Annotated in this window: 8 protein-coding genes; 4 read left to right on the top strand and 4 right to left on the bottom strand. The window is 69.4% G+C overall.

What is annotated here, in order from left to right; translation table 11 throughout:
• Positions 1-187: 187 nt before the first annotated feature.
• Entirely contained in the window at positions 188-436 is a 249-nt protein-coding gene (gene tgmA, locus IEY82_RS40425; RefSeq protein WP_189127536.1) for a putative ATP-grasp-modified RiPP, read from the bottom strand.
• A gap of 894 nt (positions 437-1,330) precedes the next feature.
• On the opposite strand from tgmA, the gene IEY82_RS29595 reads away from it, so the two are divergent.
• Together IEY82_RS29595 and IEY82_RS29590 are read left to right on the top strand one after the other, a co-directional pair.
• Positions 1,331-1,996, top strand: coding sequence for a DUF5753 domain-containing protein (locus IEY82_RS29595; protein WP_308015954.1), 666 nt, complete (start codon positions 1,331-1,333; stop codon positions 1,994-1,996).
• A complete protein-coding gene (locus IEY82_RS29590) occupies positions 1,993-2,223 on the top strand; it encodes a DUF397 domain-containing protein (RefSeq protein WP_189127534.1) in 231 nt (76 codons plus the stop codon). Before IEY82_RS29595 ends, IEY82_RS29590 begins: the two co-directional genes overlap by 4 nt.
• A 108-nt stretch (positions 2,224-2,331) precedes the next feature.
• Here IEY82_RS29590 and IEY82_RS29585 read toward each other — a convergent pair whose 3' ends face one another.
• The gene (locus tag IEY82_RS29585; protein WP_189127533.1) at positions 2,332-2,496 is read right to left on the bottom strand and encodes a hypothetical protein; all 165 of its coding nucleotides are present in this window, start codon (positions 2,494-2,496) and stop codon (positions 2,332-2,334) included.
• A 104-nt stretch (positions 2,497-2,600) separates the two neighbouring features.
• On the opposite strand from IEY82_RS29585, the gene IEY82_RS29580 reads away from it, so the two are divergent.
• Positions 2,601-3,248 (top strand): response regulator, encoded by a 648-nt coding sequence (locus IEY82_RS29580; RefSeq protein ID WP_189127532.1) that lies wholly within the window; start codon positions 2,601-2,603, stop codon positions 3,246-3,248.
• Positions 3,249-3,294: 46 nt separating this feature from the next.
• Positions 3,295-3,999 carry a DUF4328 domain-containing protein gene (locus tag IEY82_RS29575; protein ID WP_189127531.1) on the top strand — a complete coding sequence of 235 codons (705 nt, stop codon included), beginning with the start codon at positions 3,295-3,297 and terminating at the stop codon, positions 3,997-3,999.
• A 6-nt stretch (positions 4,000-4,005) separates the two neighbouring features.
• Here the strand turns inward: IEY82_RS29575 and IEY82_RS29570 are convergent, their stop codons facing one another.
• Positions 4,006-7,752, bottom strand: coding sequence for a DNA polymerase III subunit alpha (locus IEY82_RS29570; RefSeq protein ID WP_189127543.1), 3,747 nt, complete (start codon positions 7,750-7,752; stop codon positions 4,006-4,008).
• Positions 7,752-8,018 (bottom strand): DUF6504 family protein, encoded by a 267-nt coding sequence (locus tag IEY82_RS29565; protein ID WP_189127530.1) that lies wholly within the window; start codon positions 8,016-8,018, stop codon positions 7,752-7,754. Before IEY82_RS29565 ends, IEY82_RS29570 begins: the two co-directional genes overlap by 1 nt.
• Positions 8,019-8,091 lie beyond the last annotated feature (73 nt).

Raw genomic sequence — 8,091 nt, 5'->3', positions numbered from 1 at the left:
CCGCAACCTGACCAACCAACGCCGCCGCGTACGGTTGGCCTGCACACATCAAACGATCAACCCAGCGGCATGAGGGTGAGCTTCCCCCTCAAAGTCGAAGAGCCTCGATGACCAGGTTCGCGGTGACGTCTTGCGCCGATGTGACCACCAAGACCACGCTGGGCGAGTTACCCATCCCCCTGCTCGATCAGTTGTCGTTCTGGGAGTCGTCGGCGACCTCAGGAGACCCAGACGAGCCATCCCCACCGCCCCCCTTGGACATGGTGACGGTCTGACCCATCTGAATCGGGAGGACTTCCCCGTCCGCGTTGTAGAACCGAGTGATCTGGGTTGCGGGATCGAGGCATACGCTCTCGTACCATGGCTCTTCTGCGAGACCGCTTACCGTCATCCGCCCCAAACCCCAGGGCACACGAAGACCTTCGCCCGTGCTCATTCACTACCTCCATCGGACGATTTTCTCGCATGTACATACACGCGATTTTCCGTTCGCTTACACCTTGATCGGCGCCTTCCGGTGCGTCAACAAACCATAGCGCTCCAACGCCGATACCGCTGCAGCATTCGCTTCTTTCCTTGAGGTGACATCTCTTGGGTCGCATTCGATATCCAAGCGCACGTCAATACTGCCTAGTATATGCAGCACCTTCCTTTGTACTACATATGCCAAGGCCGGTCTTTACGTATGCTCAGTAATTCGAGCCGGATCCCCTTCGGCCACTTCGCAGCGATACATCTCGCCATGGACACGTCTCTCGGCCTGTTGGCTAATTGAACGAAGGATGGAATGGGCGGCAACGCGGGCGCTAACTCTCCCCCCAAGGAGTATCAACCGCGCGATGTCCATTCGACTATCGCACATGCCCAAAAAGCAGCGCATTCCACAGGCCCTCCGCAACGCGGTCTATCCAGCGATCTGTCTCATGTATCAACCTTCTTTCCTTGAGAGTCTGGATACGGCGGATGTAACGCACCCCACCGAGCGTGACCAACTCGTACACGACCGGCTGACAGTCGCAGGTCCACCGCAATACCCGCGCTTCAGGCTCACCCTCGCGCGGAGACATCCACGTCAGCGGTTCGTACTCCGCCGAGTCGGGAACGTGTGGCGATTCGCAGCGCGGCGGATACTGCGTGAATCGGATCATCCAGCCCGCCCCTCGATCTCTCGCGTCAGAGCGTTGCTGGTGGCCTCGCACAGATGCGCGGCGTGCATCACCATAGGAAACTCCGACCAGACCGTGAGTTGCCGACCGCCCAACGCGCGCACACCCCATGCGGTCGAGAGTCGCGCCACCAGCCGCAGGCCCCGCCCGCGTGAGTCCAGGTCATCAGACAGGCGCGGACGAGGAACGGTGTCCGCCCCGTCATCGGTCACCTCTATACGTGCCAACTGTCCGCCGACGCCGACGGAGACGTCCTTCCGGAGTGGCTCCAGGTCCTCATCGGCCTGGAAGTCGAGGCAGAAGGACGGCGATCGTACGACGTGGAATTGATTCCCGGCCTGCTCCAAACCGCCGACTACTACCGGGCATACCTCGCGACCCAGCCAACCAGCTACAGCGCGGCCGAGATAGATCGAAAGATCGCGTTCAGGATGGCCCGGCAAGAGCGGATGCTTCAAGACGAGACCCGCAAGCTCTCCTTTGTCCTCAACGAGGCAAGTCTGCGATGGGCGGCGGCAGCCGCCAGCGCAGGTCCCCAAGCCCAGCTCAAGCGGTTGATCGAACTGTCCCAGCTTCCGCATCTGACGTTGCGGATCCTCCCCTTCGGCGCAGCTATGCACGCTGGGATGGGCGGCGGCTTCGTCATCCTGAGCTTCACGCCACCCGATCCCGATGTCGTCTACATCGAGAACGAAGTCAGTGGCCTCTACCTTGAAGAACCGGCTGATATAGACAGGTATAACCTGGTCTATGACCATATAGCGGCAAAGGCTCTCAATCCGGGGCAGAGCCGGAGCTTCATCGCGAAGCTAGGTAAGGAAGCGCCATGAACGATACCCCCAGCATCGACGGTGACCCGCCGCCCCTCATTTGGCGCAAGTCCCGCGCGAGCAACGCCAGCGGCGACTGTGTAGAGATCGCATCGTTGCCCGATGGTGGAGTAGCCGTGCGGGACAGCAAGAACCCTCAAGGGCCACACCTTCGGTTCAGCGCATCCGAGTGGGGCGCGTTCATCGGGGGGGCGAAGGCAGGCGAGTTCGACTCGCCGTCCATGTAGACAGCGCGCCAGCCGAAAAGCGCTCGGGCACCTGTACAGCGATCGGGCGTGTCCGTGCGCTTGAGAGAAGCCGTCCGAGGCTAAATCATGCCTTGGCCAGGGGCTCCGCTACGAAGTAATAGTTTCTCGCCACAGGCGGCGAAGCTGATCATTTCCGCTCGGCCCCATGATCGCCACTGCTTCGGCGGTCCGCACCGCGAGGTCCACGCCGTCCAGGGCGACCGTCCGCCCAAAGCGTTTGGTCAGGTTCCGTCCAACCAGCACGTTGTTCATGCCGGCAAGCGTCTCGCCGGAAGGGTGGGCGGCGGATCGGCCGTGCGTCCGGTCCGCCTCGGCCGAACGGCCGATCCTGGCCGGGCGAACCTAGAGTGTGGGCCGTGACTATCAGTGTGCTCATCGCCGATGACCAGGAGCTGGTGCGCACCGGCTTCCAGATGATCTTGGACGCCCAGCCGGACATGCGGGTCGTGGCCGCCGTCGCCGACGGGGCCGAAGCGGTCGCCGCGGCCAGGCGGCTCCGGCCGGACGTGTGCCTGCTCGACATCCGGATGCCGAAGCTCGACGGGCTGGAGGTGACCCGGCTGCTGGCCGGCCCGGGAGTGGAGGACCCGTTGCGGGTGGTCATCGTCACCACCTTCGACCTCGACGAGTACGTCTACGGCGCGCTCCGGTCGGGCGCCACCGGGTTCCTGCTCAAGGACAGCGGTCCCGCGCTGCTGATCGAGGCGGTCAAGGCCGCCGCCGACGGCGAGGCACTGGTGTCGCCGTCGGTGACCGTACGGCTGCTGCGGCAGCTGGTCCAGCCCCGGCGGAGCGCCGTCTCGGCGGACACCTCGCTGACCGACCGGGAGCTCGACGTCGTGCGGCTGGTGGCCAGGGGGCGCACCAACCAGGAGGTGGCCGCCGAGCTGTTCGTGTCGCTGTCGACCGTGAAGACGCACCTCGGGAGCATCACGGCCAAACTCGGTGTCCGCAATCGGGTGGGAATAGCAGCGTGGGCGTGGGAAAGCGGGGTCGTGAGCTGATTAACAACGAGGTCGGCGGGATACAAGTGAGTCAGAACCTCAGCGCATGGCACGGGGGGAGAACAACGTGCGCTACGCCCAGGCCCCGCCCACCAAAGCCGCCTCCGCCGTCTACGTGACCCTGGTCGCGCAGGTGCTCTCCCTCGGCTCTCTCGTGATCTTCGAAGCGGTCCGCGGCCGGCGGCTCGCGGCCCAGCTCGCCGCCTTCGGCGGCCGGCCCCACGGAGCCGACGCCGAGGCCGTCGTGGGCGCCGTGACCGTCTTCGCCGTGCTGGTGATGCTGGTCGCCGGCACCACCGTCGCCGCCGCGATCGCCTACCTCACCTGGCTCGTACGGGCCCGGCAGGTCAACGACCTGTCCGCCCCCTCGCGTCCGGTCCTGACCGCGTGGCTCGTGCCGGGGCTCAACCTGGTGGCGCCGCCGGTGTTCGTGGACGAGGTCTGGCGCGGCTCCCATCCGCAGATCGATCGCCGGGTCCGCTGGCTCGCGCTGCTGGGGGCGTGGTGGGTGAGCTGGCTGGCGACGTTGGTGCTGGTCGGGTCGCGGCTGTTCGAGTCGTCGCCGGGCGACCTCACCGGGATCGGGGTGCCGGAGCTCGCCTGCCTGTCGCTGGCCGCGCTGCTCTGCGCGGCCACCGTCCGCAAGATCACCGACATCCAGCGCCACCCCGCCCCGCTCGCCGCCGTCCAGCCTGTCCGCCCGCTGGTGCCCCCCGCCCCGGAGTCGGCGCCGCTCGGGCAGACGGGCTGAAACCCGTCAGGCCGCCGTGGGGCCCGAGCTGCCCTGGCTGGCGTGCCACAGCAGGCGGGGCGGGGTGGTGACGGCCGGGGCGAGGTCGGAGTAGGGCGAGAGCCGGAACCCGTTGGCGTACTCGATCGGGCGTCCGCCGACCCCTTCCCGGTCATCCTCAGTGCGGGCGAGGACCGCCCGGACCGCCTCGATGCCGCGCGAGCGCCAGAGCGCGTCGAGGTCGGCCAGGTCCCAGCAGTCGACGGCGCGCATCGAGATCGCCCGGATGCCCGTCCGCCTGACCACTCCCCTGGCGACCAGGAGCCAGGCGCCGAACACCGTCGCCGCGCACCTGCCCTGCACCGATTCGAAGAACGTCAGATCGACCGGCCCCGTCGAGTCGTCGAGGGTGGTGAAGATGACGCGCCGGCCCGAGCGGACGGCCGGCGTCTGGGTGGCCACCTTGACCCCGGCGACCAGCACCTCGGCGCCGTTGCGCTGGGCCGGCAGGTCTTTGGAGCGCACCACCCCGAGCGCGTCGAGCAGCTCGTCGTGGAAGCTGATGACGTGCCGGCTGACGTCGATGCCCAGGATCTCCAGCTCGGCCTCGACCATCTCGGCCTCGGTCATCTCGGGCAGCTCGCCCGGCGGGACGTGCTCGGTGAAGCCCAGGGGGAGCTGCACGGCATCGGCGCCGATCGCGGTGGTCTCGGGGCGGGCGGCGGTGTAGCGCTTCGACGATCGCGCCGTGGCCGCGACCCCGGAGGCGGAGGCTCGGTCGAGGGTGCCGACCTGGGCGATCAGGTCGCGGCGGGTGAGCCGGCCGGGGCGCCAGCGGGGGCCGCCGGGACGCAGGCCGTGGAGCTCGTCCAGGCCGCCGACCTGGACGATCCGCTCGATGGTGGGGCGCGACGGGCGGGCCCGGTCCCAGAAGTCGGCGAGCGACGTGTACGGCTGGCCGGCGACCATGCGCCCGACCTCCGCCTCGCTCACCCCCTTGATCGCCGAGAACGGCACCCGCAGCGCGTAGCCCCTGCCGAGCTGCCCGGCGTCGAAGTCGGCGATCCGGCGCGGCGGGTCGTCCTCGCCCAGGGCGGCGGGGGTGACCCGGATCCGGGCGGCGGGGCGGGGCCCGAACCGCTCCACCCGCCAGTCGCGGGCCGACTTGTTGATGTCCAGCGGCAGGATCGCGACCCCGCACTGCCGGGCCTCGTCGATGATGACGCGCTGGGGGTACATGCCGGGCTCGTGCGTGAGCACCCCGGCGAAGAACGCCGCCGCGTGGTGCCGCTTGAGCCACGCCGACTGGTAGGTGGGCAGCGCGAACGCGGCCGCGTGCGCCTTGCAGAAGCCGAACCCGCCGAACGCGTCGAGCACCTGCCAGGCTCGTTCCACGGAGGCGTCGTCGAACCCGTTGGCCCTGGCCAGCGGCACGAACGCGTTGCGGACCCGCTCTCGCCCCTCGGGCGTGCCCAGCGCGCGCCGCAGCATCTCGGCGAACGACAGGTCCCTGCCGGTCATCACCGAGATGATCTTGAGCACCTGCTCGTGGAAGACCACCACGCCGTGCGTCTCCTTCAGCGCCTCGCGCAGCCTCTCGTGCGGATAGCGCGGCCGGCGCCACCCGTGCCTGGCCTCCAGATAGGGCGTGACCATGTCGGAGTTGACCGGTCCGGGCCGGAACAGTGAGATGTCCACGATCAGGTCGTGCATCCTGCGCGGCTCCAGCTTGGCGACGAGCTCGCGCTGCCCCGGCGACTCGATCTGGAAGCAGCCGAGGGTACGGCCGGCGCAGATCATGTCGTAGGTGTCCTGGTCGTCGTGGGACACGTACTCGACGCCCGGCTCGGAGCCGCTCTGCTGGTCAAGGGCGACCACGACGTCGTCGACCCGTTCGATCTCGCCCAGCGTGTAGGCCATCGCCGACTGCATCCGCACGCCCAGCACGTCGAGCTTGAGCAGGCCGGCCTCCTCCACGTCCTCCTTGTCGAACTGCGACATCGGGAACTCCAGCAGGCTCCGCTCCACCGGGGTGCGGTCACGCAGGCCGGAGTTGCCGATCAGCACCCCGCACGGGTGCAGCGCGATGTGCCTGGGCAGCCCGTCGAGCTTCTCGGCCAGCCGGAACACCCGCTCCAGCCCCGCCTCGCCGAGCCGGCTCTCGCGCAGCTCGGGCAGGTCGGTCAGCGAGGCGGTGATCTGCGCGGCCCGGATGTGCGGGAACGCCTTGGCGATCGCGTCGATCTCGTGTGGCGGCAGCCCCATCGCCCCCGCCACGTCGCGGATCGCGCTGCGCGCCCGGTAGGTCTCCATCATGGACACGCAGGCCACGCGGGCCTCGCCGTACCTGTCGAAGATCGCTTTGTAGCAGTCGAGCCGGCGCGCGGACTCGACGTCGACGTCGATGTCGGGCAGCCCGACGCGGCCCTCGGACAGGAAGCGCTCCATGAGCAGGCCGTGCCGGAGCGGGTCGACCTCGCCGATGCCGATGAGGTAGTTGACCAGGCTGCCCGCGCCCGAGCCGCGGATCGCGCAGCGGACGTCCATGCCGCGGATCATGTCGGTGATGCCAGCCACGGCGATGAAGTATCCGGACAGGCGCTTCTTCTCGATGATGTCCATCTCGGCCGTGAGCCGCTCCCTGGCCTCGCGGGAGCGGGCCAGGCCGCGGGAGACCAGGCCGTCCTCGACGCGGTGGCGCAGCAGCGGCACCGGGTCGCGGCCGATCTCCGGCAGGTGCAGGTCGGGCGGGTCGCGGCGCAGCGCGAGCAGCTCGACCGGGTCGATCACGCACTCCTCGGCGACGCGCCTGGTGGTGCGCAGCAGGTCGGCGATCCGGGTCTGGTCGGAGCCGCAGATCTTGGCGGCCACCTGCCGCATGTCCTTCGTGCTCTTGAGGTAGGCGTGGGACGTGGCACGTTCCAGGTGGCGGGGGTGCAGCGGGACCAGCTGGCGGGCCGCGTCGAGCACGTCGCCCACCTGGTGGTCGGCGGGGTCGAGGTATCTGACGGCGTTGGTCAGCACGGCGGGCACGCCGAGCGACTCGGCCAGGGCCAGCATGCGGACGGCGGTGATGGCGTCGCGGTAGCCGTACTGGTCGACCAGCTCGACCACCACGCCGCCGGGGACCGTGGAGCGCCACAGGTCGAGCAGCGCCCTGGCGCGGTCGTCGCGCCGCTCGGCGACCGCGCGGCCCACGTCGGAGCGCGGGCCCAGGAGCACCACCAGCCCGTCGGCGCCCGAGCCCGCCCAGGTCGCGACCAGCTCGCGGGTGATCCGGGGCGCGCCGCGCTCGGCCGCGTAGTGGGCGGCCGTGACCAGGCGCGCCAGCCGGGACCAGCCGCCCGAACGCGCCAGCACGGTGACCCGGTCGGCCGAGTCGGGCCCCGTCCGGGGCCGCCCGCTCCGGGAGCCCGGACCATGGCCACCCGACCGGCCCGACCCGCGACCGGCCCCCCGCCCTGACCCGCGGCCGGGCCGGGGCGCGAACCCGGGCAGCAGGTCGGGATCGAGACCGGCTTCGGCGCCGGGGACCGGGTCGAAGCCGGTGCCCTGGGCGGCGAGCGCCAGGCTGACGCCGAGGACCGGGCCGATCCCGGCGTCCGCGCAGGCATGCGCGTGCTTGACCGCTCCGTAGAGGCCGTCGCGGTCGGTCAGCGCGAGGATGTCCATCCCGTCCTCGGCCGCCCGCCGCGCCAGGGCCTGGGGGAAGGCGGTGCCGTAGCGCATCGAGTAGGCCGAGCACACGTTCAGGTGCGGGAACGGCGCGGCCATCAGTCCCACGCCCTCAGCAGCAGCCAGCCGCTGCTGGCGGTGTCGAACCTCAGCTCGTAGGAGCCGGGCTCACGCCCCGGACTGGCCTCGACCCGCCAGAACTGGCGCTCGCCGGGGTCTCCCTCGCTGGTCTTCCACCACTCGCGCGCGACCACCCAGTGGTCGAGGACGCGGCGGACGAGGTAGAGGCGATCGCGCCAGACGAACTGGGTGGGCTCCCCGTCCCTGGTCCACACCTCGATCGGATCGCCATAGAGTCTGCTCAAGTCGCTTCTCCCCGCGGCTCTTGGTGCCTGTGCTGAGCCACCCGGGGGAAGGCGGGCGCTATGTATCGAACAT

Source organism: Nonomuraea cavernae (assembly GCF_014646355.1).
Lineage (GTDB): Bacteria > Actinomycetota > Actinomycetes > Streptosporangiales > Streptosporangiaceae > Nonomuraea > Nonomuraea cavernae.
The sequence above is the reverse complement of the archived record's forward strand: the minus strand, read 5'-3'. Positions and strand labels throughout refer to the sequence as shown.

Coding starts and splice junctions, on each gene's coding strand:
- IEY82_RS29590 (WP_189127534.1), top strand. CDS start 1,993: ATGAACGATACCCCCAGCATCGACGGTGACCCGCCGCCCCTCATTTGG.
- IEY82_RS29575 (WP_189127531.1), top strand. CDS start 3,295: ATGGCACGGGGGGAGAACAACGTGCGCTACGCCCAGGCCCCGCCCACC.
- IEY82_RS29585 (WP_189127533.1), bottom strand. CDS start 2,496: ATGAACAACGTGCTGGTTGGACGGAACCTGACCAAACGCTTTGGGCGG.
- tgmA (WP_189127536.1), bottom strand. CDS start 436: ATGAGCACGGGCGAAGGTCTTCGTGTGCCCTGGGGTTTGGGGCGGATG.
- IEY82_RS29570 (WP_189127543.1), bottom strand. CDS start 7,752: ATGGCCGCGCCGTTCCCGCACCTGAACGTGTGCTCGGCCTACTCGATG.